Origin of the sequence: Streptomyces sp. NBC_01803 (assembly GCF_035917415.1) — a bacterium.
Classification (GTDB): Bacteria; Actinomycetota; Actinomycetes; order Streptomycetales; family Streptomycetaceae; genus Streptomyces.
Genome location: NZ_CP109073.1, coordinates 5,026,858 through 5,052,586 on the forward strand (window position 1 = coordinate 5,026,858; position 25,729 = coordinate 5,052,586).

General features: G+C 72.5%; 23 protein-coding genes and 2 pseudogenes. 13 read left to right on the forward strand and 12 right to left on the reverse strand.

What is annotated here, in order from left to right:
- Positions 1-7: 7 nt before the first annotated feature.
- From OIE51_RS22860 to OIE51_RS22870, 3 genes are read left to right on the forward strand one after another with little or no spacing between them, the layout of a single operon-like run.
- Positions 8-1,282: a cysteine desulfurase gene (locus OIE51_RS22860; protein ID WP_326599653.1), complete on the forward strand. Its 1,275-nt coding sequence runs from the start codon at positions 8-10 to the stop codon at positions 1,280-1,282.
- 15 nt (positions 1,283-1,297) lie between these two features.
- Entirely contained in the window at positions 1,298-1,783 is a 486-nt protein-coding gene (gene sufU, locus OIE51_RS22865; protein WP_326599654.1) for a Fe-S cluster assembly sulfur transfer protein SufU, read from the forward strand.
- Positions 1,780-2,112, forward strand: coding sequence for a metal-sulfur cluster assembly factor (locus tag OIE51_RS22870; protein ID WP_326599655.1), 333 nt, complete (start codon positions 1,780-1,782; stop codon positions 2,110-2,112). Before sufU ends, OIE51_RS22870 begins: the two co-directional genes overlap by 4 nt.
- Before the next feature lie 90 nt (positions 2,113-2,202).
- Here the strand turns inward: OIE51_RS22870 and OIE51_RS22875 are convergent, their stop codons facing one another.
- The 3 genes from OIE51_RS22875 to OIE51_RS22885 all read right to left on the reverse strand — a co-directional run bounded on the left by OIE51_RS22875 (position 2,203) and on the right by OIE51_RS22885 (position 4,993).
- The gene (locus OIE51_RS22875) at positions 2,203-2,847 is read right to left on the reverse strand and encodes a hypothetical protein (RefSeq protein WP_326599656.1); all 645 of its coding nucleotides are present in this window, start codon (positions 2,845-2,847) and stop codon (positions 2,203-2,205) included.
- A complete protein-coding gene (locus tag OIE51_RS22880) occupies positions 2,844-4,592 on the reverse strand; it encodes a serine/threonine-protein kinase (protein WP_326599657.1) in 1,749 nt (582 codons plus the stop codon). Before OIE51_RS22880 ends, OIE51_RS22875 begins: the two co-directional genes overlap by 4 nt.
- 164 nt (positions 4,593-4,756) lie before the next feature.
- Positions 4,757-4,993: a hypothetical protein gene (locus OIE51_RS22885; protein WP_326599658.1), complete on the reverse strand. Its 237-nt coding sequence runs from the start codon at positions 4,991-4,993 to the stop codon at positions 4,757-4,759.
- Positions 4,994-5,139: 146 nt separating this feature from the next.
- Here OIE51_RS22885 and OIE51_RS22890 point away from each other — a divergent pair, with 146 nt between their 5' ends.
- The 5 genes from OIE51_RS22890 to OIE51_RS22910 all read left to right on the forward strand — a co-directional run bounded on the left by OIE51_RS22890 (position 5,140) and on the right by OIE51_RS22910 (position 8,894).
- A complete protein-coding gene (locus OIE51_RS22890; RefSeq protein ID WP_326599659.1) occupies positions 5,140-5,460 on the forward strand; it encodes a DMT family transporter in 321 nt (106 codons plus the stop codon).
- Positions 5,460-6,068 carry a TetR/AcrR family transcriptional regulator gene (locus tag OIE51_RS22895; protein ID WP_326599660.1) on the forward strand — a complete coding sequence of 203 codons (609 nt, stop codon included), beginning with the start codon at positions 5,460-5,462 and terminating at the stop codon, positions 6,066-6,068. The genes OIE51_RS22890 and OIE51_RS22895 overlap by 1 nt, the downstream gene beginning before the upstream one ends.
- Before the next feature lie 10 nt (positions 6,069-6,078).
- Entirely contained in the window at positions 6,079-7,089 is a 1,011-nt protein-coding gene (dapD, locus tag OIE51_RS22900; RefSeq protein ID WP_326599661.1) for a 2,3,4,5-tetrahydropyridine-2,6-dicarboxylate N-succinyltransferase, read from the forward strand.
- A 113-nt stretch (positions 7,090-7,202) separates the two neighbouring features.
- Positions 7,203-8,105, forward strand: coding sequence for a nuclease-related domain-containing protein (locus OIE51_RS22905; RefSeq protein ID WP_326599662.1), 903 nt, complete (start codon positions 7,203-7,205; stop codon positions 8,103-8,105).
- Between the two features lie 30 nt (positions 8,106-8,135).
- Positions 8,136-8,894: an EI24 domain-containing protein gene (locus OIE51_RS22910; RefSeq protein WP_326599663.1), complete on the forward strand. Its 759-nt coding sequence runs from the start codon at positions 8,136-8,138 to the stop codon at positions 8,892-8,894.
- Positions 8,895-8,916: 22 nt separating this feature from the next.
- Here OIE51_RS22910 and dapA read toward each other — a convergent pair whose 3' ends face one another.
- The 6 genes from dapA to OIE51_RS22940 all read right to left on the reverse strand — a co-directional run bounded on the left by dapA (position 8,917) and on the right by OIE51_RS22940 (position 16,533).
- On the reverse strand, positions 8,917-9,825 hold the full coding sequence (gene dapA, locus OIE51_RS22915) for a 4-hydroxy-tetrahydrodipicolinate synthase (RefSeq protein WP_326599665.1): 909 nt from the start codon (positions 9,823-9,825) through the stop codon (positions 8,917-8,919).
- 459 nt (positions 9,826-10,284) lie between these two features.
- The gene (locus OIE51_RS22920; protein WP_326599666.1) at positions 10,285-10,848 is read right to left on the reverse strand and encodes a hypothetical protein; all 564 of its coding nucleotides are present in this window, start codon (positions 10,846-10,848) and stop codon (positions 10,285-10,287) included.
- Between the two features lie 27 nt (positions 10,849-10,875).
- Positions 10,876-13,149, reverse strand: coding sequence for a DUF6571 family protein (locus OIE51_RS22925; RefSeq protein WP_326599667.1), 2,274 nt, complete (start codon positions 13,147-13,149; stop codon positions 10,876-10,878).
- On the reverse strand, positions 13,136-13,549 hold the full coding sequence (locus OIE51_RS22930; protein ID WP_326599668.1) for a hypothetical protein: 414 nt from the start codon (positions 13,547-13,549) through the stop codon (positions 13,136-13,138). The genes OIE51_RS22925 and OIE51_RS22930 overlap by 14 nt, the downstream gene beginning before the upstream one ends.
- 94 nt (positions 13,550-13,643) lie before the next feature.
- Positions 13,644-14,489, reverse strand: coding sequence for an SGNH/GDSL hydrolase family protein (locus OIE51_RS22935; RefSeq protein ID WP_326599669.1), 846 nt, complete (start codon positions 14,487-14,489; stop codon positions 13,644-13,646).
- Positions 14,490-14,664: 175 nt separating this feature from the next.
- Positions 14,665-16,533 (reverse strand): endonuclease/exonuclease/phosphatase family protein, encoded by a 1,869-nt coding sequence (locus OIE51_RS22940; protein WP_326599670.1) that lies wholly within the window; start codon positions 16,531-16,533, stop codon positions 14,665-14,667.
- A gap of 326 nt (positions 16,534-16,859) precedes the next feature.
- On the opposite strand from OIE51_RS22940, the gene OIE51_RS22945 reads away from it, so the two are divergent.
- Positions 16,860-18,425: a hypothetical protein gene (locus tag OIE51_RS22945; protein WP_326599671.1), complete on the forward strand. Its 1,566-nt coding sequence runs from the start codon at positions 16,860-16,862 to the stop codon at positions 18,423-18,425.
- An 82-nt stretch (positions 18,426-18,507) separates the two neighbouring features.
- Here OIE51_RS22945 and OIE51_RS22950 read toward each other — a convergent pair.
- Positions 18,508-19,317, reverse strand: a pseudogene (locus OIE51_RS22950) (NAD-dependent epimerase/dehydratase family protein); the annotation flags it as partial.
- A gap of 165 nt (positions 19,318-19,482) precedes the next feature.
- Here OIE51_RS22950 and OIE51_RS22955 point away from each other — a divergent pair.
- On the forward strand, positions 19,483-20,883 hold the full coding sequence (locus tag OIE51_RS22955) for an NCS2 family permease (RefSeq protein ID WP_326599672.1): 1,401 nt from the start codon (positions 19,483-19,485) through the stop codon (positions 20,881-20,883).
- 17 nt (positions 20,884-20,900) lie between these two features.
- Entirely contained in the window at positions 20,901-21,365 is a 465-nt protein-coding gene (locus OIE51_RS22960; protein WP_326599673.1) for an NUDIX hydrolase, read from the forward strand.
- Between the two features lie 21 nt (positions 21,366-21,386).
- On the opposite strand, the pseudogene OIE51_RS22965 reads toward OIE51_RS22960, so the two are convergent.
- Positions 21,387-21,518 (reverse strand): annotated as a pseudogene (locus OIE51_RS22965) (DUF397 domain-containing protein); the annotation flags it as partial.
- Positions 21,519-21,870: 352 nt separating this feature from the next.
- Between OIE51_RS22965 and OIE51_RS22970 the strand changes: the two are divergent.
- Positions 21,871-23,826: a PhoX family protein gene (locus OIE51_RS22970; RefSeq protein ID WP_326599675.1), complete on the forward strand. Its 1,956-nt coding sequence runs from the start codon at positions 21,871-21,873 to the stop codon at positions 23,824-23,826.
- Between the two features lie 84 nt (positions 23,827-23,910).
- On the opposite strand, the gene OIE51_RS22975 is transcribed toward OIE51_RS22970, so the two are convergent.
- Positions 23,911-25,080 (reverse strand): PP2C family protein-serine/threonine phosphatase, encoded by a 1,170-nt coding sequence (locus OIE51_RS22975; RefSeq protein WP_326599676.1) that lies wholly within the window; start codon positions 25,078-25,080, stop codon positions 23,911-23,913.
- A gap of 79 nt (positions 25,081-25,159) precedes the next feature.
- Here OIE51_RS22975 and OIE51_RS22980 point away from each other — a divergent pair, with 79 nt between their 5' ends.
- Complete coding sequence (locus OIE51_RS22980; protein WP_442811997.1) at positions 25,160-25,690, forward strand: MarR family winged helix-turn-helix transcriptional regulator; 531 nt, start codon at positions 25,160-25,162, stop codon at positions 25,688-25,690.
- Positions 25,691-25,729: the final 39 nt, after the last annotated feature.

A 25,729-nucleotide genomic window follows, 5' to 3' on the forward strand; every position in this document is an offset into this window, starting at 1 on the left:
GTAGGGCATGACACAGACACATCCGGGTCCGGCGCTGCCGGGCCTGCTGGACACCGAGACGATCCGCAAGGACTTCCCGATCCTGGACCGCACCGTCCACGACGGGAAGCCGCTGGTCTACCTGGACAACGCGGCCACCTCGCAGAAGCCGCGCCAGGTGCTCGACGCGCTCAACGACTACTACGAGCGGCACCACGCCAACGTGCACCGCGGTGTGCACGTGCTGGCCGAGGAGGCCACCGCGCTGTACGAGGGCGCCCGGGACAAGGTCGCCGCGTTCATCAACGCGCCCAGCCGCAACGAGGTCGTCTTCACGAAGAACGCCTCCGAGTCGCTGAACCTGGTCGCGAACATGCTCGGCTGGGCCGACGAGCCCTACCGCGTGGACTCCGGCACCGAGATCGTCATCACGGAGATGGAGCACCACTCCAACATCGTGCCGTGGCAGCTCCTCGCGCAGCGCACCGGCGCCAAGCTGAAGTGGTTCGGCCTCACCGACGACGGCAGGCTCGACCTGTCGAACATCGAGGAGGTCATCACCGAGCGGACCAAGGTCGTCTCGTTCATGCAGGTCTCCAACGTGCTCGGCACGCTCAACCCGGTGGACAAGATCGTCCGCCGCGCCCAGGAGGTCGGCGCCCTCGTCGTCCTCGACGCCTCGCAGGCCGCGCCGCACATGCCGATGGACGTGCAGTCCCTCGGCGCCGACTTCGTCGCCTTCACCGGCCACAAGATGTGCGGGCCGACCGGTATCGGCGTGCTGTGGGGCCGCCAGGAGCTGCTGGAGGACCTGCCTCCGTTCCTCGGCGGCGGCGAGATGATCGAGACCGTCACCATGAGCTCCTCGACCTACGCCCCGGCGCCGCACAAGTTCGAGGCGGGCACGCCGCCGATCGCCCAGGCGGTCGGGCTCGGCGCGGCCGTGGACTACCTGCACGCCATCGGCATGGACAAGATCGCCGCCCACGAGCACGCCATAACCCGGTACGCGCTCGACCGGTTCGCCGAGGTCCCGGACCTGCGGATCATCGGCCCGGTGACAGGCGAGGACCGCGGCGCGACGATCTCGTTCACCCTCGGTGACATTCACCCCCACGACGTGGGCCAGGTGCTGGACGAGCAGGGCATCGCCGTCCGGGTCGGTCACCACTGCGCCCGGCCCGTCTGCCTGCGGTACGGAATTCCCGCGACCACGCGAGCGTCGTTCTATCTGTACTCGACGCCCGCGGAGGTGGACGCGCTCGTCGCCGGCCTTGAGTATGTCCGTCGTTTCTTCGGATGAGGGTGGTGTGAGGACGTGCAGCTGGAATCCATGTACCAGGACGTGATCCTGGACCACTACAAACATCCGCACGGCCGCGGTCTGCGCGACGGCGACGCCGAGGTCCACCACGTGAATCCCACGTGCGGTGACGAGATCACGCTGCGGGTGCGGTATGAGGGCCAGGTCATCGCCGACGTGTCGTACGAGGGGCAGGGCTGCTCGATCAGCCAGGCCAGCGCCTCGGTGCTGAACGAGCTGCTCGTCGGCAAGGAGCTGCCCGAGGCGGTGAGCATTCAGGAGACCTTCCTGGAGCTGATGCAGTCGCGTGGGCAGGTCGTCCCGGACGACGCCATGGAAGAAGTGCTGGAGGACGCGGTCGCGTTCGCCGGCGTCTCGAAGTACCCGGCGCGTGTGAAGTGCGCGCTGCTGAGCTGGATGGCCTGGAAGGACGCGACGGCCCAGGCCCTGGGCGGCGGCGCCGGGCCGCGGGAGAGCGCGTTGAAGGGAAGGACGGCATGAGCGAGACCGTGACCACCTCGCCGGCGAGCGAGGAGGAGATCCGGGAGGCGATGCTGGACGTCGTCGACCCGGAGCTGGGGATCGACGTGGTGAATCTCGGCCTGATCTACGGCGTCCACGTCGACGACGACAACATCGCCACGGTGGACATGACGCTCACCTCGGCAGCCTGTCCGCTGACGGACGTGATCGAGGACCAGGCGAAGTCGGCGACGGAGGGCCTGGTGAGCGAGCTGAAGATCAACTGGGTCTGGATGCCGCCGTGGGGCCCCGACAAGATCACCGACGACGGCCGCGAGCAGCTCAGGGCCCTGGGCTTCAACGTCTGACCACGCGCGTGTCCGGCCCGGTCCGGCGTCCGGCGTCGGCGTCCCATCCGGCATCCGGCCCGTCTCAGGGGGGCGTCTCAGGAGGCCGGGTCAGGGGCAGGCGTAGGCGATCTCGGCCGTGGCGGTGTGCCGGGTCGGGGCGGTGACGCGCAGCTCGGCGGTGGCCGTCATGGTGCCCTCGCCCTGGAAGCTCCACCGCAGGCGCAGCCGGGCCTCGTCGTGGCCCCGGGGGACGCGCTCCCGCAGGACGCCGGAGGTGCCGCCGTCGCTGCGGAGCCACTCGTAGGTGATCACGCCGGGGCCGCCGTTCGTCCGGACCAGCGCCGTCACCTCCACGACGGCGTCGCAGCCGGCGGCGGCCGGCTCGGCGGCGGCGGACACGGTCTCGACGGCCAGGCGGGGGCCGCCGCGCTGCCAGAGCAGATAGGCGATGACGGCGATCAGGATGATGGCGGCCGGGCCGTAACGGCGCAGGGCGCCGCGCCCGCCGCCACGGCGCTCCGGCGGGGACGGCGGGGGAGCGGCCATCACCGGGTAGGTGGTCTGCGGCGGGTAGTAGGGGGCGGCCCCCGGCGGGTACGGCGTGGGCGCCCGGTACGGCATGGGTGTCGGCGTCGGCGTCGGCACGCCGGGGCCGAAGCGGAGCACGTCGCCGGTCCAGGCCGGGTCGAGGACGGTCGCCTGGTAGGTCTCGTGCGACTGGGTGGGCTCGTCGGCCCGGCTCGGTCCGGTCACCTCAAATCGCAGCTCCCTCCGGCCTCCGCCACCGCGTAGGGGTCGCCGTCGGCGTCGTCCGACACTTCGAAGACCGTGGTGTAGCACGGGTAGGCGTCGTTGATCGTCTCCCGGGTGAACATGTACTCCCGCGCGGCGCTGAGGTAGACCACGCTGCCCTCCTCCAGGGTGATCGTCTCGCCGGTCTCCTCGTCCACCGCGTACCACTCGACCCACACCCCGACCTCCTCGGTGGTGCAGGTGGTCACGACGACATCGCCGGTGTAGACACTCTCCCCCGAGTAGACCATCCGCGGGATGTCGATGGTCCTGATTCCCGTGATTCCCTCGCACGGATCGGTGACCGGCGGGTCGGTCGGCTCGTCCGTGGGGCCGACGGGGTCGGTGGGGTCCGGGGTGGGAACGGGGTCCGTCGGCCCGGCGGCCGGGGTCGGCTCGGCGGTCGGCTCGTCCGTGGGCTCGGGAGAGGAGCCGGTCTCGGTCGGCTCCGGGGTCGGGGCCGGGGGTTCGGCGTCCTCGGTGGCCGGGCCGGGGCTGCTGGTGGCGGCCGTCTCGGCGACCGTGCCCTTCTCGCCCTGCGCCGGAAGCCCCGTCGCCAGCACCACGAGCAGCGCGATCAGCAGGGCGCTGCCGACCGGGACCAGGCGGCGCCAGGGCGCCCCGCCGAGTGGGGTGCCGGGCGGCGGCGCGGCGGGCGACGGGACGGGCGGGGGCGTGTAGAGGGGCGGGCCGGTCGGTGCGGGCGGGGCCGTGGGCGAGGGCTCGGGCCGGGACAGGACCGTCTCGGCCTCGGCCGTCGTCCCGCCCGGGCCCATGTCGTGGCGGGGGAGCAGCAGCGGGAGCAGCGCGGCGAGGGCCGCGAGCGCGCGCCGGCCGCCCTCCTCCCAGTCCGCGCCGTAGCCGGCGGTGGCCGCCTCCTCCAGCTCCGCCAGGAACGCGGTCGCGTCGGCGGGCCGCAGCGCCGGGTCCTTGGCCATGCCGTGCTGGATCAGACCCCGCACGCCCGGCGGCACGTTCTCCAGCGGGATGGGCGCGGTGGTGTGCTGGACCATCAGCTCGGTGGTGCTGTCGCCGCCGAACGGCGGGCGCCCGGTGAGGCATTCGTGGAACGTCGCGGTCGCCGCGTAGATGTCGGTGGCCGGGCTGGTGGGCAGGCCGCGCCACTGCTCGGGCGCCATGTACCGGGGGGTGCCGGCCACCGTTCCGCCGAAGCCGCTGGGCACGGCGATGCCGAAGTCGACCAGCTTGGACGTGCCGTCGAGGGCGACCAGCACATTGCCCGGCTTGTAGTCGCGGTGGACGACTCCGGCCGTGTGGGCGGCGGCCAGGCCCAGCAGGGAGCCCTTGAGGAGGACGAGCGCCGCCTCGGGAGCGGTGGGGCCGTGCTCGCGGATCAGGGTGCGCAGCGTGACGCCGTCGATCAGCTCCATCACGATCGCGGCGGCGCGCGGCGCCTCGACGTACTCGTAGAGGGCGGCGACGTGCGGGGAGCCGAGCGCGCCGAGCGTCTCGGCCTCGCGGCGGAAGGCGGTGCGGAACGTCTCGTTCGCCCGGTACCGCTCGTTGAGGTACTTGATGGCCACCGGGGTGCCGGTGGCGTCGTGGACGGCCAGGACGACCCGGCCGCTGGCGCCCGCGCCCAGCTCCCGGGTCTCGGTGTAGCCGGGAACGATCCACTCGTCCCCGGTGCCTCTGCCGCTCGTGCCGCTCTCGCCGTCCATCGCCCGCGTCCGCCCCCTGGTCATGCGCCTGGTCACACACCTTGGTCATGGCGGAGGACGTGTGCGCGGGCCCGGTGGTTCCCGGCTCGCGGCGACGGGCCGCGCCGCCCGTCGCCGCCCGTCACCGCCGTCGCCGCCGTCGCTGTCCGTCCGCGGATGGGTCCCGGGGTGCCCCGAGCGCCGAACAGTCAGGCGTGATCGACGAGTTGGGCGTGCCCCTGGGCGCGGGCGCAGTGGGCGCAGCAGTAGAAGTGCCCGTCCTGGGTCTCCAGGCCGTGGCCCATGATGCGGCACTGGCAGTTCTCGCAGATCGGCGCCATCTTCTGGACGGCGCACTCGAAGCTGTCGAAGACGTGGACCTGTCCGGCGGCCCGCACCTCGAAGGCCATCCGGTAGTCGTTTCCGCAGACCTCGCACTCGGCCATGGGGTCTCCCTCCTGTCGTGGGTGTCGTGGGTGTCGTGGATTTCGTGCTTGTCGCGCCGCTAAGGATCGCGGGGGCGCGCGGCGCGTTCCCCGCAGACGCGCAGGGCGGTCACTCCACCGGCCGGGCGTTATGTACGGTCGTCCACATGATGTACGTGACGCTGGCCGCCGCGATCACGGCGGAGATCATCGGGACCCTGCTCATGAAACAGAGCGACGGATTCAGCAGGCTCTGGCCGAGCCTGGGCACCATCGGCTGCTATCTGCTGGCCTTCACGCTGCTGGCCCAGACCCTGAAGGCGATGGAGGTCGGCGTCGCCTACGCCATCTGGTCCGGCGCGGGGACGGCGGTCGTCGCCGCCATCGGCGTGCTGTTCCTGGGCGAGGCCGCCTCCCTCCCCAAGGTGCTCGGCGTCGTCCTCGTCATCGGCGGGGTCGCCCTGCTCAACCTCAGCGGGGCCCACTGATGCCCCGCCGCTACGATCCCGACCGCAGGCGGCGCATCGTGGACGCGGCGGTCACGGTGGTCGCCGAGCGCGGCATCGCCGGGCTCAGCCACCGGGCCGTGGCCGCCGCCGCCGACGTGCCGCTCGGGTCGACCACCTACCATTTCGCGGACCGCGACGAGCTGCTGACGGCCGCGCTGGAGCGGATCAACGACGCCTGGCTGACCCGTTTCGCCGCCCTGCTGGACGCCGTCGACCCCGCCCGGCCGCCCACCGAGGCGCTGGCCGGCGCGCTGGCCGACCACCTCGGGGACTGCCTCGGTCCGCACCGGGCCGACACCGAGCTGGCGTACGAGCTGTACTTCGCGGGACTGCGCCGGCCCGCTCTGCGGCCCCTCGCCGCCGATTGCGTGGACCGCATGACCGGGCTGCTGCCACGGCGGGCGGTGCCCGACGGGGCGACGGCCCGCGCGCTGATCGCGGCGGCCGACGGGATGCTCATCCACTTCCTGCTGACCGAGCGGCCGTATGATCCCGGCGAGGCGCGGGCGACGTTCGCGCGCCTGCTGACGGGCGGTGGGCTGTCCGGCATCGGGACAGGTTCGCACGGGGGCGCGCCCACCCGTTAGCGTCGGGGGCATGACCGACGCAACGTCCACTCCCTCCTCTTCCGGGACCTCCCGCACCACCGGCGCCGTCGCCGCCGGGCTCGCCACCGTTGACGCCGACGGCACCGTGCTCGACAGCTGGTTCCCCGCCCCCGAACTCGCCGCCGAACCCGGACCCTCCGGCACCGAACGGCTGAGCGCGGAGCGCGCCGCCGAGCTGCTCGGCGACGCGGCCCCGCGCGCCCTCGGCCCCGATCCCCGGCGCGGGGTCGAGGTCGTGGCGGTGCGCACGGTCATCTCCGGGCTCGACGAGAAGCCGCTCGACGCGCACGACATCTACCTGCGCCTCCACCTGCTCAGCCACCGCCTGGTCCGCCCGCACGGGCTCAGCCTGGACGGCGTCTTCGGGCTGCTCGCCAACGTCGCCTGGACCAGCCTCGGCCCGGTCCCGGCCCACGGCGTGGAGCGCGCCCGCCTGGCCGCCCGCGCCGAGGGCGCGTACCTGACGGTGACCAGCGTCGACAAGTTCCCCCGGATGACCGACTACGTCGTCCCGTCCGGCGTGCGGATCGGGGACGCCGACCGGGTCCGGCTCGGCGCGCACCTGGCCACCGGCACCACCGTCATGCACGAGGGCTTCGTCAACTTCAACGCGGGCACGCTCGGCGTCTCCATGGTCGAGGGCCGGATCAGCGCGGGCGTCGTGGTCGGGGACGGCTCGGACATCGGCGGCGGCGCGTCCATCATGGGCACGCTGTCGGGCGGCGGGAAGCAGACCGTCTCGATCGGCGAGCGCTGCCTGCTCGGCGCCGAGGCGGGCATCGGCATCTCGCTCGGCGACGACTGCGTGGTGGAGGCCGGCCTGTACGTCACGGCGGGCACGCGCGTCACGCTGCCGGACGGCGAGGTCGTCAAGGCGCTGAAGCTGTCCGGCGCGGACAACCTCCTCTTCCGCCGCAACTCCACGACCGGCCGGGTCGAGGCGCTGCCGCGCACCGGGCACTGGGGCGGTCTCAACTCGGTGCTGCACAGCCACAACTGACACCGCCGGCGGCGGCCGGAAGCAGCCTCTTGCGAGCGCGTCGGCGGGCTGGTCTGATGGGCGTCCCTGAGGACGTCCGACAGCCGCCGACGCGGCGCGGAGGTGTGCGGCGGGTGAGCGCGTTACAGGTTTCGCAGTGGAAGCGGTACGGCCGTGACCGGCTGTACGTGAACCTGCCGGACGGCACGGCCGTGGCCTGGTTCGACCGGCAGGGCGGGTTCCTGCACGTGCTGGTGGCCGAGCACCGCGACGCCGCGCTGCTGGCGCTCGCGCCCTACCTCGCCGACCCGCTCCCCGCGTCCCTCGACGCGCCGCCGCCCCCGGCCGCCGTTCCCCCGTCCCCGTCCCCGCCCCCGCTGACCGGGCTCCCGCTGACCGGGCCGGGCGCGGCCGGCGTGCCGGGTGCGATCGGCGATCTGGCGGCCCACCGGCCCGGTGAGATGGTCCGGCGCAAGCTGGCGGAGACCGGGCCCGGTCCCTTCTGGCACCTGCTGCTGCGCCTGCTCGGCCGGCGGACGGAGGCCGACTCCTGGCACAAGGGGCTGACCGGCGAACGGATCGCCGGCGCCGAGCTGGCCCGGCTCACCCGGCACGGCTGGCGCGTCCTGCACTCCATACCGCTGGCGCGGGACGTCGACATCGACCACCTGCTCATCGGGCCGGGCGGCGTCTTCTGCGTCAACACCAAGCACCACCCCGGGGCCCGGATCTGGGTGGGCGACGAGGCCGTCCGGATCGGCCCGGACACATATCCGTACGTCCGCAAGAGCCGTGCCGAGGCGCGGCGGGCCGGGAAGGCCCTCACCCGGGGCTGCGGCTTCGAGGTCACCGTGCGGCCGGTCCTGGCGTTCGTCCGGGCGGAACGCCTCACCGTGGCGCCCTCGCTGCGCGACGTGCTCGCCGTGGATGTGCGCGAGCTGGCCGCTTTCCGGGCCCGCGCGGGGGAGTTGGGGACCGGTGACGTGGACCGTGTCCACGCCGTCGCCCGGGACCCCGGCACCTGGGCGGGAGCGTGAACGGCCCGGCGGGACGCTAGCCTTGCCGCCGTGCGCGATGTGATGACGGGGCTGCGGTTCATGCTGCTGGGGCAGCGGTGGGTGCTGACGCACCGGAGGTGGTTCGGCTTCGGGCTGCTGCCCGCGCTGATCACCCTGGTGATCTACGCCGCCGCGCTGATCCTGCTCGCCCTGTGGGCCGACGACATCGTCACCTGGGCCACGCCGTTCGCGGACGGCTGGGACGACCTGAACCAGGCCGTGCTGCGCGGGCTGTTCGCGGCGCTGCTGATCGGCGGCGCGCTGCTGTCGGCCGTGCTGACCTTCACGGCCGTGACGCTGCTGATCGGGGACCCGTTCTACGAGGCGCTGTCGGAGCAGGTGGAGAAGGCCGAGGGCGGCCCGCGCGACAGTGGCGTGGAGGTGCCGTGGTGGAGCGACGTGGCGGACAGCGTCCGGGTGCTGCTGCGCTGGGCGGTGTTCGGCGTGCCGCTGTTCTTCCTCGGCTTCGTGCCGCTGCTGGGGCAGACCGTGGTGCCCGCGATCGGCGTCGCTGTCACCGGCTTCTTCCTGACCATAGAGCTGACCTCGGTGCCGATGGCCCGGCAGGGGCGGCGGCTGGGGGAGCGGATGCTGTTGTTCCGTCACCGGCTGGGCTTGGCACTGGGCTTCGGGGTACCGCTGGCGCTGCTCTTCCTGATCCCGGTGGTCGCCGTCGTCCTGATGCCGGGCGCGGTCGCCGGGGCCACGCTGCTGTCCCGGGACCTCACCGCCTACCGGACGCTGGGCGGCACGGCCGGCCACCGGTGACGCGCGGGGCCCCGGGGCGCGCTCAGCCCTCCCACACGGGAGAGCCCAGGACCGACTTCAGGGCGTCGACCAGCCGGCCCGTCAGCTCCTCCCCGGCGGGCAGCAGCGGGCCGCGCACCGGGCCGCCCGGCAGCCCGGCCGCGCGGAACAGCGCCTTGACCGCGACCGTTCCCGGCACCTCGCCCATCACGGCGTTCACCAGCGGCAGCAGCGCGGCGTTGCGGCGGGCCGCCGTCCCGTGGTCCCCGGCGGCGAACGCGTCCAGCGCCGCCCGCACCTGGTGGCCCGCGACGTTGGCGACCGTGCTGACGCACCCGGCGGCGCCGAGGGCGAGCAGCGGCAGGTTCGTCTCCTCGCTGCCCGAGTAGTACGCGAGGCCGGTGTCGGCCATGACCAGACCGGACTTCAGCGGGTCGAACGCGCAGTCCTTGACCGCCACGATCCGCTCGTGCCCGGCGAGCAGGCGCAGCGAATCGGCCGTCAGGGCGGTGCCGGTGCCGGTGCGGGCCGGGATGTCGTAGAGCATCACCGGCAGACCGGTGCCGTCCGCGACCGTCCGCAGGTGGTGGACGATCGCCTCCTGGGTGGGCCGTGAGTAGTACGGCGTGACGACCAGCAGCCCGTGCGCCCCGGCCGTCTCGGCGGCGCGGGCCAGGGCGACGGTGTGCCGGGTGTCGGCCGTCCCCACCCCGGCCACGACCGAGGCCCGGTCCCCGACCGCCTCGACCACGGCCCGGACCACGGCGGCCTTCTCGGTGTCGGTGGTGGTGGGGGACTCCCCGGTGGTCCCGTTGACGACGAGGGCGTCACAGCTGCCCCGGTCGACGAGATGCGCGGCGAGCCGCTGGGTTCCGGGCAGGTCGAGGGAGCCGTCCTCGGCGAACGGCGTGATCATGGCCGCGGCACAGCGGCCGAAGGGTCCGGTACGCATGGGGGGAGTCTCGCCTCCCCAGGCTGACCGCGTCCACCCGCCTGCCCCCACCCGGCCCACGGCACCGGGCCGTGAACCGTCCGCCTGTGTCGTGGTCGTGCGTCCGGCCCGCGGGCCGCGCTCCGCGGGACCGGGCGGTCCCGCCCCCCGCCTCCGCCTCGCCGGGGCTCGCGTACGGCCGGCGGTGGCCGTCACGGACCTCGACCGAGAGCCCACGATCCCCGCCTCCCGCGGAGCCCGCCCGACGGTCCGCCGGACCCGGCGGTGGCGTTGGCGTTGGCGGTCAGTGCGGCGGCCAGGAGCGCGGTGGTCCTGGTCCGGCGGACAGAGGTGGCCCCGGGCGCCGCCCATACCCCCGGCGTCCCGGCCTGACTGGCCTGACCGGCACGATGGAGACACCGCCCCACGACAGGGTGAGGACGGCGCGTCGTCATAGCGCCGACGAGCCGACCGGCGGGGCTACTCGGTTCCCTCGGCTTCGTGTTCCTGGCACGCGACCATGTCGAGCGTGCCGGCCATGAAGGGCTGGATCAGCTCGGACAGCACTTGCTTCGACTCGTCGTCGCCCCCGGGGTGTTCGGCTTGGAGGACGACCATCAGGGTCTCGATGGTGTTCGACCCGCCGATCCCGGGGAGGGTGCATGGGGCCTTGGCCATGGCGACTCCGGGCCAGACGACGGCCTCGAAGTCACCCGGCACGGCCTCGCCGTCTTGCTCCTCGACGTCCAAGTCATGCCGGACGATGGCACCGGAGTAATCGTCCTGGCCCGTCGCGTCCGCGCGTAGGATCTCCTCGCCGTCCACGGACAGGACGCAGTAACGGGATCCGGAGAACTCGGTGACGTCGTCGAAGGACTGCTCGGTATCCAACGCGGCCCCGGGGGGAAAGAGCGGCGCGTAGAGGTCCTCCGGCACACTCGCTCCGCAGAGGCTGCCCGGCAAGGAGTACTCCCTTTCGGCCGACTCGCTGTCACAGGCGGCGGCCGACCACGACAGTGCCAGCAGCGTGAGTCCTGCGGCCACATTCCGACGCATTCCATACCTTCCGGACTATTGCTGGGGTGCTTCTGGTGCGTCCCAGCCGATCAGCGTGCCGAAGAACGCGGTCACTGTCCTGGTCGCCGCGTTCTTGAGCTGGGTCGGCGCGTCGCTGTCTTCGGCGTAGTGGCCCTCGGTGGCCAGATCGACTGCGTGCTGGGCCGCGCCGATGGCGGCCTGATAACCCTCGTCGTAGGTGTCTCCGGCATCCTGGGCCGCCTGCTCGCTGTTGTCCCGCTGAAGTGTCTCGAAGATGCTGTCCGACAGCTCCCCGACTCCCCATTCGATCACCGGACCCGCGAGCGGGTACCTTTCGGCGGCAAGGCCGACCGCCTCGTCGAGCACGACACCGGTCCATTCCTGGATGGTTCCCAGCCGGCTGTTGTACTCCTCGGCACCGGCGATGCCCGCGTCGTAGACCGCGCCGGCGCGTGCGTCGCTCATGATGCCCGCCATCTGAGCCCCGGGTGACACCGCGCTCTCGATGAGACCGTCCAGGCTGATCCCGTCCTCCCGCGGCTGGTTGATGGCGATGTCGACGGCGAGCGCCGTGTACGCCTGCTGGGCCCCGGTGACGATCCCGTGGGCCTCCGCGTCTCTTCCCAGCTGTCCGAGGAAGTCATCGAGGGCAAGATCCGTGAGATTCGTGAAGCCTTCCGACTCCTCGCGAATCGTCAACTGGCTGATCCCCATCTGGAAGTCCCCCATGTACGCGGCCGTCATCCGGGCCAGTTCCGGGCGTAGGGTGGCGAACTTGCCGTCGTCCGCGATCAGGGTGCCCTCGTCCGCTGAGAACTTCTCGACCACCTCGTGAACGATCCGGCCGCCGGCCTCCGTGGGGTTCAGGCCGGTGATCGTCGGGCTCTGGTCGGCCGGGACGCCCGTGGTGGCCGCCTGGAGGGCGGCGCCGAGGCCCGTCATGTCGCCCGGGACGCTCACCATGGATGTGCCCATGGGCATGTTCAGCTGGGACCAGTCGCGTTCGTCCAGCAGGTAGTCCAGGCGGCCGTTCCCGTCCTCGGGATCGAGGTAGGCCGTGGCGACATCCGGCTGGTGGCCCATCACGCCGAGGACGGCGTCCATCGGGTCGAGGGTGAACCACTCCTGTTCGTCCGCGTCGAGGCCGTCCACGGCGAGGTCGTCGGCGCGCAGGCGCCAGATGTCCTCGTCACCGCCCAGGGACGGGTCCTCCGCGGCGCGGATGTCGTCGGCGAGGTCGTGGAGGAAGCGCTGTGAGTAGTCGGGGTTCTCGGTGTTCATCAGGCTGGTGAGCAACTGGTAGCCGCGTACATCCTGCTGGGTCAGCGAGTCGACCGCGTAGCCGGCCGATCCGGCGTCGTGCAGCTCGTCCATGAAGCGGGCGTAGAACAGCCCCTCCTCGGTCTGCGCCCACTGCCCGTACTCCATGGATCCCGGCTCCAGCGTCGGCACGTCGGTGCCCGCCGCGAGCGCGGTGGCCAGATGTTCCTGGAGGCCGGCGAAGCTCTGCCGGGTGTCGCCCTCGCCGCCGATGACCTGGTCGGCTGTCCGGGCCGACAGGCTCACGAAGCCATCCCCGCCGAGCCCTTCCAGCAGGGAGCGCGCGAACTGCGGGTCGTCGGCCTCCAGTTCCAGCAGGTGGTTCAGCTCCGACAGCTCCGCGCCCGACAGTTCCTCGCCGTCGGCCAGCCGGCGGGCCAGCTCCTCGGCGCGGTCGGCCAGCACCTCCTCGGTGCTGGCCGCCGCCCCGCCGTTGAAGACGCCCGCCCGGCGGCCGTCCTGCCCCTCCACGACCTCCAGCAGCGCCAGCCGCAGGCTGTCGTCGGCCCGCGACACCACCTCGACGGCCTGGTCGAGTCTGCCCTGCCAGGCGCTTCGCTCGCGCTCCAGTCGGTCCGACTCGGTGTCGTGGGCCCAGTCGGGGTTCAGCGTGACCCGGCCGTCGCCGTTGATCCCGAAACCCTCGGCCCTGATCTCGGCGGCCACCTCCTCCAGTTCGCCGCGCAGGCGCAGCAACTCGGACCGGCCGTCCCGGATCACGCCCGCCAGGGACCGGGCCTCCGCCTTCGCCGCGTCCAACTCCCCCTCGGTCTGGGAGAACCGGAAGCTCGCGGCTCCCGCGCTGTCCCCGACCCACAGCTCGTCGTGGTGCGGCAGGGACGCGACGCGGGTGCGATAGGTGTCGGCGGTCTGACCGAACTCTTCAGCGGCGGCTTCGAGTTCGGTCGCGGCGGCATCCAGCGCGGCGAAGTTCTGCTCGATGATCTCTTGATACGTCGGCACGGTGGTCAGCTCACTCCGTGCCATCGATCGAGCGGAGCTGATACGTGATCTCCAGATCCCCGCCCTGGAAGCCGGAGGCGGTCGCCCGCAGCGCCTCCGCCTCCGCCCGCAGCTGGGTGCCGAGCGCCTCGGTCTTGGTGGCCCAGCTCTCCGCCACAGCCCGCAGGCCCGCCGCCGAGGCCCACGTTCGCATCCTCGCCGCGGCCTCGGCCAGCTCGCCCAGCGGCTTCGTGCCCGCCCGCACCGCGTCCGGCAGCACCTCGCGCTCCACGACATCGGCCGCCGCGCGCTGCGCGGTCCAGCTCACGACGAGCCGGTCCCGCGCGCCCGCGCCTCCGCCCTCCGAGGAGTTGAGTCGCGTGGGGGTCGACTGCTCCCTGGCGGCGGCCTGTAACGCGGCCCACTCCTCGTCGAACGACCCCACGCCACGCCCCCCAAGAGCATCCGTCGAAGGGTACGAACAGGCACCCGTACGCACGGGGATGGTAACAGGCCGTGCGCGTACGGCGCTTGGCCGGTCAGAGCGTGTCGGCCACCAGATCGGCGACGTGTGCCTGGCCGGCGGCTGTGGGGTGCATGGGGGCCGCGTCGAGGATGGGGAAGGGGCCCTCGATCCACTTGCGCCAGGGCAACAGCTGGCAGGCGTCGTGGCCGGTCGTCTCGCCGGGGTTGACGAAGGTGGCGCCCGCGGCGGTGGCGCGTTCGCCGATCATCGTGTTGAGCCCGCGCTGCACGCCGTTGAGGTAGGGGACGTCGCCCACGGAGATCGGCACGACCGGCCAGCACCCCAGGGCGGGGGGCAGGATGCGCAGGTAGCCGACGACGACGATCTCGGCGTGCGGCGCGTGCTCCCTGATACCGGCGAGGACCGCGTCGATCTTGGGGGCGGTGGCGCCGATGCGGGCGGCGAGCTGGTCGGTGCCGCCCGTGGTGAAACGCTGCTCGCAGGGGGAGCCGAGGGGGTTGGTCAGACTGTCGGAGCCGCAGGTGGCGGCTATCGCGCCGAAGCCTATGTCGTTGCCGCCTATGGTCAGCGTGACCAGGTCGGTGTCCGGGGTGAGCGCGGAGAGCTGGGAGTTCAGCACGCCGCCGGTGACCGCGCCCGCGCAGGTCACGTCTACGAACGTGTCGGGGGCGAGCTCCTCGGCGAGGCGTGAGGGGTAGTTGTCCGTGGCCCGGACGCAGCCGGTCGCCGGATCGGTGTAGTGCGTGGAGGCCGTGCCGAGCGAGGCGTAGGAGTCGCCCATCGCCACGTATTCCAGGGGCTCTTCGTCTTCCGTGATGGCGCTCGCCGTGGTCGGAACGGCCAGCAGCATGCTGAGCAGTCCGGTCGCGGCGAGGGCAAGTCTCAAGGGCGAGCGCATCGTTGGGCCTCCTTCTTACCGACGGGTAAGAAAAGGTATGGGCCACTCGGGAAGGCGTCAACGGAACGGACGAAGGCCGTCGCCGAGCCCCGGCGACGGCCTTCGTCCCGCCCTTCCCTGTCCCTGTCCCTGTCTCTGTTCCTGTCCGCCCTGTCCGGTGTCCGTCCTGTCGATGTCAGGGGCGGAAGCGCAGGACCTGGGGGTCGTGGTCGCTCGCCTGGTCCGCGAACTCGGCGTTGATGTGCACGATGTCGTAGTCGTACCGGCGGATCGCGGGGGAGACCAGCGTCTGGTCGAGCACCTGCGAGTTGCCCTGGAAGACGTACGTGTAGCGCTCGTCGCGCGGCAGGGAGGTGACCGCGCTCTCCAGCGCGCCGCCCGCCGTCAGGGCCTCGGTGGTGGCGGAGAACTCGAAGTCGTTGATGTCCCCGAGCACCACCACCCGCGCCGTCCGCTGCGCCGAACGGACCTCCCGCACGAAGTCGTTGACCGCCTGGGCCTGCCGGAGCCGCTGGTCCTCGGAGGAGCGGGCGGGCGGCTGGTAACGGCCGTACAGCGGCTGGTCGCCGCCCTTGGAGGCGAAGTGGTTCGCGACGACGATGACCGTCTCGCCCCGGAAGGTGAACTCGGCGGCCAGCGGCTTGCGGCTGTCCTCCCAAGCCGCGTTCGCCGGATCGATCCGGCCGGGGGAGAGGGTGAGACGGGCCCGGCCGCGCTCCTTGACCACGCCGGTCGGAGTGGTGGCGTCGCCGCCCGCGCGGTCGGTGAACGAGACCCGCTCCGGGTTGAAGAGGAAGACGTTGCGGATGTTGCCGCCCGGCTGGCCGCCGTCCTGGCCGTCCACCGGGTCGATGCTCCGCCACTCGTAACGCGGGCCGCCCGCCGCGACGACCGCGTCCGTGAACCGCTGAAGGGTCTGGTCGGCGGCCACCGTGCCGTCGTTCGTCGGGCCGTTGTTGTCCTGGATCTCCTCCAGGGCGAGGATGTCCGGCGAGGCCAGGTGCTCCACGACGCCGGCGGCCAGCCGGTCGAACTTCTCCTGGGCGTTGCCCGGGTGCAGGTTCTCCACGTTGTACGTGGCCACGGCCAGCTCGTCCGCGCGCTGCGGGCGGGTCGTCTCCGGCTCCAGGTCGCCCGGGGTGACCTCGCCGAGAGCCCGGGCCGCCAGCACGTACCCGCCGAACTCGTCGTAATCCAGCGGCCCTTCGGTCGGGCCGGTCAGCACGTCCCCGACGTTCGCGGTCGGGAACGGCTGCTGCGCCACCGGCACCAGCGCCTCGATCTTCAGGCGGCCCGGGTTCTGTTCGGTGTAGGAGGCGTACCGGGAGCCGCCGCTCGCCGTCCGGTTCCGCTCCGGATCCAGCGTCACCCACAGCTCGTAGAACGAGGTGCTCGGGCCGACGACGGGCGCGTCACCGATCGTGACGTTCATGCCCTCAAGGGACTCATAGAGGTCCAGCGCGTAGGTGTCCGGGGCGAGTTCGAGGCCCTCGACGCTGTCGTCGGCCGCCGGGTCGCCGGCCGGGGCGTACGCGCGCGGCAGGGTGTCGGCGTCCAGCACGACGGGCGCGGGCAGTTCGTTCCCCGAGGAGCGGACGGTGACCGTGGGGCGGGATATCTGGGTGACCGACTGGCCGCCGGACGCGACGCCGCCGTAGTAGAACTCGCCGACCGTGCCCGAGACCAGCACGTCGTCGCCCACCGCCACCCGGGGGGTCGAGCTGGTGAAGACGAAGATCCCCTCGCTGGTGGCCGCCGAGCCGTCCGCCTCCGGGTCCTGTAGCCAGAAGCCGCGCGAGCCGTAGGCGCGCACGCCCGTGACGATGCCCGACACGTTCGTGACCTGTGCTCCCACGTACGGTGACAGCCGGGTCGAGCCCTGGATGTCGCGGACGCGCGGGGTGTCGACGGCCTGCGCGTCAGCCGCCGACGAGGCGGGCGGCGCGAGCAGGGTGCCGCCCAGCGCGGCGACGACGAGGGCCCCGACCGCGACGGATCCGCGGAGCGGGCGGGAACGGTGTGCTGCGGACGGTGCTGCGGACAAGGGGTGCCTCCGGACGGGCGCGTTGCCGAGTGCTGCCTCTACGCGCGTAAAGCTCCCGTAGGGGCAAGGGCGTTGTCAACGGTCGTCGGGCAGCGGCCGGGAAGCCGCCCGGCAGCCGTCGCGGAACGGGCCGGTGAACGAGCCGGTGAACGGGTGGGCGCTGATCCGCTGGCGGTCCGTCAGACCGCTTGACAGCTACGGCTGTTCGCCCGGCGCGATGAGAGGCGGGCTCGCCGCGCGGAGCCGCGTCCGCTGATCTAGGCTGGTAACCGCCCAGCTCGCCGCGATGAGGAGCGATCGTGAACCCCGGTGACGACCGTCCCGTTATGCCGCCCGTGCGGCTCCCCGCAGAGGCCGAGCTGGCGCGCGACGCGCTCGCCGCGCCGCTGCTCGCCCGCGCCGCCTCGCTCGCCCGCTGGACGCGCCCCGGCACGCCGGTCGGCGCCGGCGGCGAGCTGCTGACCGCCGGGCTCAAGGGCGCGGTGACCCACCTCGGTCTGGACGAGGACCAGGACGGCGAGGCGCTGGCCGCCGACGCCTGGCACTTCGCGGTGGACACCGGCCTGGTGGAGATCACCGAGACCGGCGCGGAGACCGACGGCGGCGAGGACCCGGCGGTGGCCGGCACCGCCGCGCCGGGCGAGGAGCTGGCCCAGCTCACCGGGGGTGGCCCCGGCGATGTGCTGGAGCTCTGGGCCGCCGGTGTCGACGCCGTGCTCGACGACGCCGCGACCCCCACCTTCGAGGAGATGCTCGGGGACCTCGGCGGCCTGGACGGCGCGGTCAGCCCGGACGGCGAGATCGACCCGGACGCCATCGACCTGGACGCGCTGGCCTGGGACCAGGAGGAGGCGGCCGGCTTCCTGGACGCGGCGCTCGGCAGCCTGTATCTCTTCGCCGTCACGGACGAGGCCGGGCAGGCCGCCTCGATGGTGCCGCTGCCGATGGTCGCCGCCGCCTCGCTCGTGCCCGAGGACATGGATGAGCTGTCCGCCGAGGCGCTGGATGAGCTGTCGGAGGCGGTGCTGAAGCTCGACGGGCAGTTCCGCGCGCTGGCCGGGACCGGGCTGCTGGACTACCAGCCGGTGGACGACTCCGTGCTGGTCGACGGCGAGCCGGACGAACGCGCCGCCGACGGCGAGGACTTCGCGGGCGGGTCGGGCGCGCCGGGCGGGTCGGGCGCGCTGGACGCGCCGGGCCAGGACGGCGACGAGGAGGACCTCAGCCGGTACGGGCTGGCCCGGCTGACCCCGCTCGGGCTCTGGGCGGTGCGGCGGCGGATGCGGGAGGCCGGGCTGGAGGCGCCGGTGATCGGCGAGCTGGCCGGGCGCGACGCGGCGGCGCTGCTGGCCGCCCTGCCGTTCCGCCCGGAGCCGGCGGCGAACGAGGAGGCCGGGCTGTGGCTGGCGGGCCGCGAGCCGCTGGACGCGGCGCGTGAGCTGCTGGCCGCCGCCCGGGGCGTGGACGAGGAGGGGCCGGGGCGGCGCTTCGGCTGTCAGCTGGTGCTCTCGCTCCTCGACCCGCGGGCCGAGCCCGCGGTGCGCGAGGTGCTGGACGACCGGGAGCTGGGCGGCCTGGCCCGGGTGTGGCTGGCCGAGCGCGGCGTGGCCGGTATTCCCGAGCCGGACGAGGACATGATCTTCTGGCTGACGGTCGACACGCTGGCCGCGCAGCTGCTGCCGTTCGGCGTCGAGGAGGACGCGGCCGAGCTTCAGGAGCTGGTCTCCGGACTGGCCCGCCAGCACAGCGAGTTCTTCGACCGGGCCTGGCGCTCGGACCACCCCGCGACGGCGGACGTCCTGGAGGCCGTGGGCCGGGTCCATCCGGACAAGCAGCTGGCGAAGCGGGCCCGCAAGGCGGCCTTCAAGGCCCGCTCCCGGCGCGGCGAGTAGCGGCCGGGGACGAACGGCGGCCTACCGGTCGGCTCGCCGGTCGGCCTACCGGGCCGACCCGTTGGGCCGGTCCAGCGGGGGACCACATCGGTGGGTCGGTGGTGAACGCGCCACCCAGGCGGGCGTGTTCAGGCCGGGTTCGGTCCGGCGGGCCGGCCGCCGGCAGCCGGGCGGCGAACGGCTCGGAGTCGTCCGCCGGTTCGTAGCCCAGGGCGCGGGCGGGGGCGAGGTCCCACACGCCGCGGGTGTTGGCGGAGGAGCCGAACACCACGGTGTGGCCCACGTGTTCCGCGCTCAGCGCCGCGTGGACCAGCCGAGCCGCGTCCGCCGGGCTCAGCCAGATCGACAGCTCACGCACCGAGGTCGGCTCGGGGGAGCAGGTGCCGATGCGGACCGAGACCGTTTCCAGGCCGTGCCGGTCCCAGTACAGCTGGGCCAGGTCCTCCCCGAAGCATTTGGACAGGCCGTAGAACGTGTCGGGCCGGTGCGGGGTGCCGACCGGGATCGGCGGGGCGCCCGGCGCCGGCCAGGGCGTGAAACCGACCGCGTGATTGCTCGACGCGAAGACGATCCGCCGCACGCCCTCGGCCCGCGCCGCCTCGTACAGGCGGTAGGTGCCCTCGACGTTGGCGCGCAGGATCTCCGCGAACGACGCCTCCAGCGGGATGCCCGCGAGGTGCACCACCGCGTCGGCGCCGCGCAACGCCGCCCGCAGCGCGTCGTCGCCCGCGGGGTCGGCCAGGTCGAGGACGACCGCGTCCCGGTCGTCGGCCACCGGCACGGCGTCCAGCGACCGGAGCGCGTACCCGTGGGGCGGCAGCAGCGCGCGCAGCATCGTGCCGATGCCGCCCGCGGCACCGGTGAGCAGCACCGTCGGCGTTCCGTCGGTCATCCCGTCTCCCCTGAAGTCTCCCGCCAAGCGAGCAACACACACATAACGTCCACGCCAAGAGCGCAATTCCGTAACGGTGCGGCTGGTGTTACCCGCCCAAAACCTTCCGCCCGTGCCCAGCGGGCAGAATCCGGGAGCCCACAACCGCTTCATAAGGATCCAGCCATGCCGTTGCGACGCCTGGACGACTACTTCCACATCTCCGAACGAGGCTCCACACTCAGCCGGGAAGTGCGGGGCGGCTTCGCCACGTTCTTCACGATGGCCTACATCCTGGTGCTCAACCCGATCATCCTCGGCAGCGCCCAGGACGTACACGGCAACCAGCTCTCGTTCGAGCAGATAGTCACCGTCACCGCCCTGGTCGCCGCGATCATGACCGTCCTGATGGGCATCACGGCCAACCTGCCGCTGGCGCTCGCCGCCGGGCTCGGCATCAACGCGATGGTGGCGTTCCAGATCGCGCCGCGCATGTCGTGGCCGGACGCGATGGGGCTGGTGGTCCTGGAGGGGATCATCGTCTGCGTGCTGTCCGCGACCGGGCTGCGGGAGGCGGTGATGAACGCGATCCCCGCCGCGCTGAAGCAGGCCATCGGCGTGGGTATCGGGCTGTTCATCGCCCTGATCGGCTTCGTGGACGCGGGCTTCACCATCGGCCACGAGGGGGCGCCGCCGCTGACCCTGGGCGCCGGGGGCGAGTTGGCCGGCTGGCCCGTGCTGGCGTTCTGCCTCGGCCTGCTGCTGACCCTGGCCCTGCTCGCCCGCCGGGTGAAGGGCGCGATCCTCCTCAGTATCCTGGCCACGACCGTCTTCGCGATCGTCGTCAACGCGATCGCGGACGTGCCGGACGAGGCGTGGGGGCTGACCGTTCCCGAGGTGCCGGACGACCTGGCCGCCTCGCCCGACTTCGGTCTGCTGGGGAACTTCAGCCTGTTCGGCGCGTTCGGCGAGGTCAGCTTCGTGACCGCCGTGCTGCTGATCTTCACGCTGTTCCTGACGGACTTCTTCGACACCATGGGCACCGCGGTCGGCGTCACCAGCGAGGCCGGGCTGCTGGACGAGGAGGGCCGGGTGCCGCGCCTGGGCCGGCTGCTGTTCGTGGACGGCCTGGCCGCCGCGGCCGGCGGCGCCGCGTCCGCCTCCTCCAACACCTCCTACATCGAGTCCGCCGCGGGCGTCGGCGAGGGCGCCAGGACCGGCGCCGCGAACGTGGTCACCGGCGGACTGTTCGCCCTGGCCCTCTTCTTCGCGCCGCTGGCCGCCGTCGTCCCCTCGCAGGCCGCCGCGCCCGCGCTCGTCGCGGTCGGCTTCCTGATGATGGTGCAGGTCGGCCGGATCGACTGGAACGACTACTCGGTGGGCATCCCGGCCTTCGTCACCATCGCCGTCATGCCGTTCACGTACTCGATCACCAACGGCATCGGCGCCGGCTTCATCGCCTATGTCGTGCTGAAGGCGATCCTGGGCCGCCCGCGCGAGGTGAGCTGGCTGCTGTGGCTGGCCGCCGGGCTCTTCCTCGTCTACTTCGGCATCGACCCGGTCGAGCAGCTCTTCGACGTCGACTGATGCGGTTCCCCCGACGGGTGGCACGCCGGTCGGCGCGCGTCCTCCTCCTGGACGGCGCCGACCGGCTGCTGCTGTTCCGGATGACCGACGGTTTGTGGCTGACACCGGGCGGGGGCGTGCGGTGGCACGAGACGCTGCGGGCGGCGGCGGCACGGGAGGTGTGGGAAGAGGCCGGACTACGGGTCGCGCCGCGCGCGCTGGGGCGGCGGGTGGCGTGGACCGGCGGTCACGCCGATCTCGGCTGGAAGCGCGGCCTGTTCGAGGACCACTTCTTCCTGCACCGGGTGGCCCGGCACGAGGTGGACACCAGCCGCATGGAGGAGTTCGAACGCGGCGCGACGACCGGCCACCGCTGGTGGCCGGTGGCGGAGTTGGCCACGACGGAGGAGCGGGTCGTCCCCTTCGGCCTGGTTTCGCTGCTCACCGCCATCCTGACGGGCCATGTCCCGGACGAGCCGGTCACGTTGCCCTGGCACCACTGACGCCCATCCGGACGCGGCGGGTCAGCTCTGGAGGCTGGCGACGAACGCGGCCCATGAGCGGGTGGGGACGGACAGGACGGCGCGTGCGGGGGTCTCGCTGTCCCGCACCGGGACGCTGACCGGGACGTCGGACCCGACCTCCACGCACATCTCCTGATTGCTGCCGGCTCGTCACCGGACTCAACCGCTGCACCGAAGCCGATCTCACGACCGGCATCGGACAGTCCTCCGGCCGCAACAGCTGACGGAACCCCCACCGTCGGCCGACTGCCCCCGCCGCTGTTCCGGACGACCGACGGTTCGCCGCCCTCACCGCCGCGGCTGACGCCGGGTGGTGGTGGTGACCGCGGCCCGGTGCCGTTTGAGCAGGTGAACCGGGGCGGTGAAGCATCCGTATGTATGAAGATGGCCATTCGTTCACCTTGGTGGTCACTCCGGGCCACCGTTCGCTCCTAGCCTCACAGGAGCATCACCGACGGCACACATGAGCAAGTGAGGATCCGCGATGTCAGGACTGCCCCCGGTTTTTCCCGCGATCGATCCGGATGACGTGAGCTCGAACAGCTCCGGGAACCGGGCGTTCGGGGAGATCGTCGAGAAGCGGATGTCCCGCCGGGTCGCGCTCATGGGCGGGACCGCCGCGGCGGCCGGGTTCCTGGTCGCGGCGACCGCCGGAGCGGGTACGGCCGGTGCGAGCACGCCGGTCCACGGCGGCCAGGTCGGTGGCGGCGGCCGGCCGCCGCGGGCGCTGCTCGGGTTCGAGGCCGTGCCGACATCGACGGCCGACACGTTCACCGTTCCGGCGGGCTACGAGACCCAGGTGATCATTCCCTGGGGCACCTCGATCCGGCCGGACGGCCCGGCGTGGCGCAAGGACGGCGGGAACTCCGCCGACGAGCAGGCGCAGCAGGTCGGCATGAACCACGACGGCATGCACTTCTTCCCGCTCGGGTCCGGCCGCCGGGGCAGCCGACGCGGCATGCTGGTGCTCAACCACGAGTACGTCGACCAGGAGCTGCTGTTCCCCGACGGCTCCGCGACGATGACCCCCGAGAAGGTGCGCAAGGCGCTCGCCGCGCACGGTGTCAGCGTGGTGGAGATCGAGGAGCGCGACGGCGAGTGGCGTGTCGTGGACTCCCGACGCGCGCGCCGGATCACCGGTTCGACGCCGGTCGACTTCTCCGGGCCGGTCACGGCGAGCCACCCCGGCCTGCGCGCCGCCGACGAGCCGCGCGGCACGCTGAACAACTGCTCCAACGGCTACACGCCGTGGGGCACTTACCTGGCGTGCGAGGAGAATTGGAACAACTACTTCGGCACCCAGGACGCCACCTGGCAGCCCACCGCCTCGCAGTCCCGCTACGGCGTCTCCAAGAGCGGCGGCGGCTTCCGCTGGCACCTGGCCGACCCGCGCTTCGACCTGGCGGCCAACCCCAACGAGATCAACCGGTTCGGCTGGATCGTCGAGATCGATCCGATGAACCCGAACGCCAAGCCCGTCAAGCGCACCGCGCTCGGCCGCGTCAAGCACGAGGGCTGCACGGTCACCGAGTCGCGGGGCCGCGTCGTCGCCTACACCGGTGACGACCAGGACGGCGACTACATCTACAAGTTCGTCGGCCAGGGCCACTGGCGCGCGCAGCGGGCGCTCGGCCGCAGCCCGCTGGACCACGGCACGCTGTACGTGGCGCGCTTCGAGGACGACGGCACCGGCTCCTGGCTGCCCCTGGCGCACGGCACCGGGGCGCTGACGAGCGCGAACGGCTGGGCCGACCAGGCGGACGTGCTGCTGCGCACCCGCGAGGCGGCCGACGCGGTGGGCGCCACCAAGATGGACCGGCCGGAGTGGATCGCGGTCAACCCCGAGAACCAGGACGTCTACTGCACCCTCACCAACGGCAGCGGCTGGAACAGCGCCGTCAGCCCGCGCGAGCCCAACCCGTACGGTCACATCGTCCGCTGGACGGAGAAGGACGGCGACAACACCGCCACCACCTTCGACTGGGACATCTTCGTCCTGGCCGGTGACCCGGCGTACGACCCGCAGGCCGGGACCGACGCGAGCAACGTCTTCGGCTCCCCCGACGGTCTGGGGTTCGACGGCGACGGCCGGCTGTGGATCATGACGGACGTCTCCAACTCCTCGCAGAACCTGGCCGCCAAGGGCTACGACCGCATCGGCAACAACCAGATGCTGGCCGCCGACCCGCGCACCGGCGAGATCCGCCGCTTCCTCACCGGCCCGCGCGGCTGCGAGATCACCGGCCTGGCCTTCACCCCGGACCAGCGGACGCTGTTCGTCAACGTCCAGCACCCGGGCGAGGCGACGACGGCCTGGGGTACGCCGACGCCGGAGAACCCGCGCGCGGTCAGCAACTGGCCCGATTTCGACCCGGCGGGCCGTCCGCGCTCGGCCACCGTCGTCATCCGCCGCACGGACGGCGGCGTGATCGGCGCCTGAACGCGCCCCCATGACGGCTGAGGCTCTGAACTCCCCACTGACCACGGGGCGTTCAGGGCCTCGGTCGTTCCGTCCGGGACGGCGTCAGACATCCGCCGAACGGCCGTGCCAGTCCAGGCACACCACCATCGCGTCGTCCTCCGGCAGCGGCCCGCCACGGTGGCCGGCCAACTCCGACAGGATGGCGCGCGGCACCTGGGCCGGAGGCAGCAGCCGGGTGTTCATGATGGCCCGCGCCAGCGCCTTCTCGCCGTACCGCTCGCCGCCGGGGGAGGAGGCGTCGTACACCCCGTCACTCACGAAGAACAGCCGGTCGCCGGGCCGGGTGGTGAACTCCTGTGTGGTGTACACCGTTTCCTCGAACATCCCGAGCGGGAGCTGCCCTTCCAGCTCCACGTACTCGGCGACGCCCTGGCGCAGCAGCCACATCCGCGGCGAGCCCGCGTCGATGATCCGGGTACGGCCGGTCGCGAGGTCGAAGCGGAGCAGCAGGGCCGAGACGTGCGTGATGCCCCGGTACTGGCCGTAGATGGCCTGGTCGGCCAGGTACGCCTGTTCGGCGAGGTCGAGTCCGGCCCGGCGGGCGTTGCGCAGCGCGCTGACGGCCAGGCCGGTGAGCAGCGACGCCTCTATGCCCTCGCCCATGCCGTTGATGACGGTGAGGGACAGGTACTCGGCCGAGGTCGACCAGTCGAACGTGTCACCGTGCACGGCGTAGGCGGGTTCGAGCTGCCCGCCCAACTCGTACTCGGGGCGGGAGCAGGACCGGCCGGGCAGGAGCTGCCACTGCATCTCGGCGGCCAGCGTGAGCCGTTCGGCCCGGCGCGCCTGGAGGTAGACGTCGGTGTCCCGCTCGGCGACCACTATCTCGTGGCCCAGTATCCGGGCGATCTCGGTGAGTTCGTCCAGGATCGTCGCGCTGAAGCGCTCGCGCGGCAACCGGACGGTGAGCACGCCGATGCGGTCACCCCGCACGCTGACCGGCAGGTGCGCGGTGAGCTCGGGTGACCCCTCGGCGGGCTCCACGTACGGCAGTTGGGAGCCGTACACGCGGCCGGCCGGGCCCATGTGGACGGGAACGGAACGGGCGCCGGGGGTGTCGACCGGACGCAGTGAGGCCACCCCGTAGTCCGCGACCATCAGGATCGCGTCGCTCGCGGAATAGCACCGGAGCAGGACCGCTCGAAGGCTGTCGAGCAGTGCGTGGGGGGCCGCGTGGCGCAAGGCGCGTTCAGCGGCCGCGAGTCTGTCCACCGTGTCAGTTCGCCTTCTGGGGGAGGGCCGGTCGCGGAAACCGGTGAGGTAAGGAGGGACGCCGGACCGGACATCCGGGATGACAAGCCAGATCCTGAGTGCCAGAGTGAGATGCGTGAATCCACCCCCTCCACACCGGCCCCCGGACGCCGCCCTGGCGGCGTCCGAGGTGATCGAGCTGCTGGAGGTCCTGTGGGAACGGGGGCGGGACGCCGTCTCGCCGGCACCGGTCTCCTCCTCTCAACTCCGGGTTCTCTACATCCTGGAACGGGATGAGGGGATCAATCTTCGTGGACTCGGGGAGCTGTTGGGCTCGGCGCCCTCGTCGGTGAGCAGACTGTGCGACCGGCTGCAGGCTCTCGGGTTCGTGGAGCGGATGCCGAGCCAGGCCAGCCGCCGCGAGCTCGAACTGCGGCTCACCCCCCGCGGCCGACGTTACCTCCAGGACCTCAGAGAGCGCCGGGAGAAGGCGCTGCTGACCGCGATCGCCGCGATGCCGCCCAGTACGCGCAAGGCACTTGTCGAGGGACTCGCCGGCTTCCGGGACGCCGTGGCACAGACCATGCCCGCGCGCGACCGGGCCGCCGACCGCTCCGCCCGCTCGGCATAGAAGGTGCGACGGTGACATGCGGGCTCCTAGCGTGACCGG

Bases quoted from the DNA above. Each gene is read 5' to 3' on its own strand.
- OIE51_RS22860 (WP_326599653.1), top strand. From the start codon at position 8: ATGACACAGACACATCCGGGTCCGGCGCTGCCGGGCCTGCTGGACACC.
- OIE51_RS22870 (WP_326599655.1), top strand. From the start codon at position 1,780: ATGAGCGAGACCGTGACCACCTCGCCGGCGAGCGAGGAGGAGATCCGG.
- OIE51_RS22880 (WP_326599657.1), bottom strand. From the start codon at position 4,592: ATGACCAGGGGGCGGACGCGGGCGATGGACGGCGAGAGCGGCACGAGC.
- OIE51_RS22885 (WP_326599658.1), bottom strand. From the start codon at position 4,993: ATGGCCGAGTGCGAGGTCTGCGGAAACGACTACCGGATGGCCTTCGAG.
- OIE51_RS22890 (WP_326599659.1), top strand. From the start codon at position 5,140: ATGATGTACGTGACGCTGGCCGCCGCGATCACGGCGGAGATCATCGGG.
- OIE51_RS22895 (WP_326599660.1), top strand. From the start codon at position 5,460: ATGCCCCGCCGCTACGATCCCGACCGCAGGCGGCGCATCGTGGACGCG.
- dapD (WP_326599661.1), top strand. From the start codon at position 6,079: ATGACCGACGCAACGTCCACTCCCTCCTCTTCCGGGACCTCCCGCACC.
- dapA (WP_326599665.1), bottom strand. From the start codon at position 9,825: ATGCGTACCGGACCCTTCGGCCGCTGTGCCGCGGCCATGATCACGCCG.
- OIE51_RS22925 (WP_326599667.1), bottom strand. From the start codon at position 13,149: ATGGCACGGAGTGAGCTGACCACCGTGCCGACGTATCAAGAGATCATC.
- OIE51_RS22935 (WP_326599669.1), bottom strand. From the start codon at position 14,489: ATGCGCTCGCCCTTGAGACTTGCCCTCGCCGCGACCGGACTGCTCAGC.
- OIE51_RS22945 (WP_326599671.1), top strand. From the start codon at position 16,860: ATGCCGCCCGTGCGGCTCCCCGCAGAGGCCGAGCTGGCGCGCGACGCG.
- OIE51_RS22955 (WP_326599672.1), top strand. From the start codon at position 19,483: ATGCCGTTGCGACGCCTGGACGACTACTTCCACATCTCCGAACGAGGC.
- OIE51_RS22970 (WP_326599675.1), top strand. From the start codon at position 21,871: ATGTCAGGACTGCCCCCGGTTTTTCCCGCGATCGATCCGGATGACGTG.
- OIE51_RS22980 (WP_442811997.1), top strand. From the start codon at position 25,160: ATGACAAGCCAGATCCTGAGTGCCAGAGTGAGATGCGTGAATCCACCC.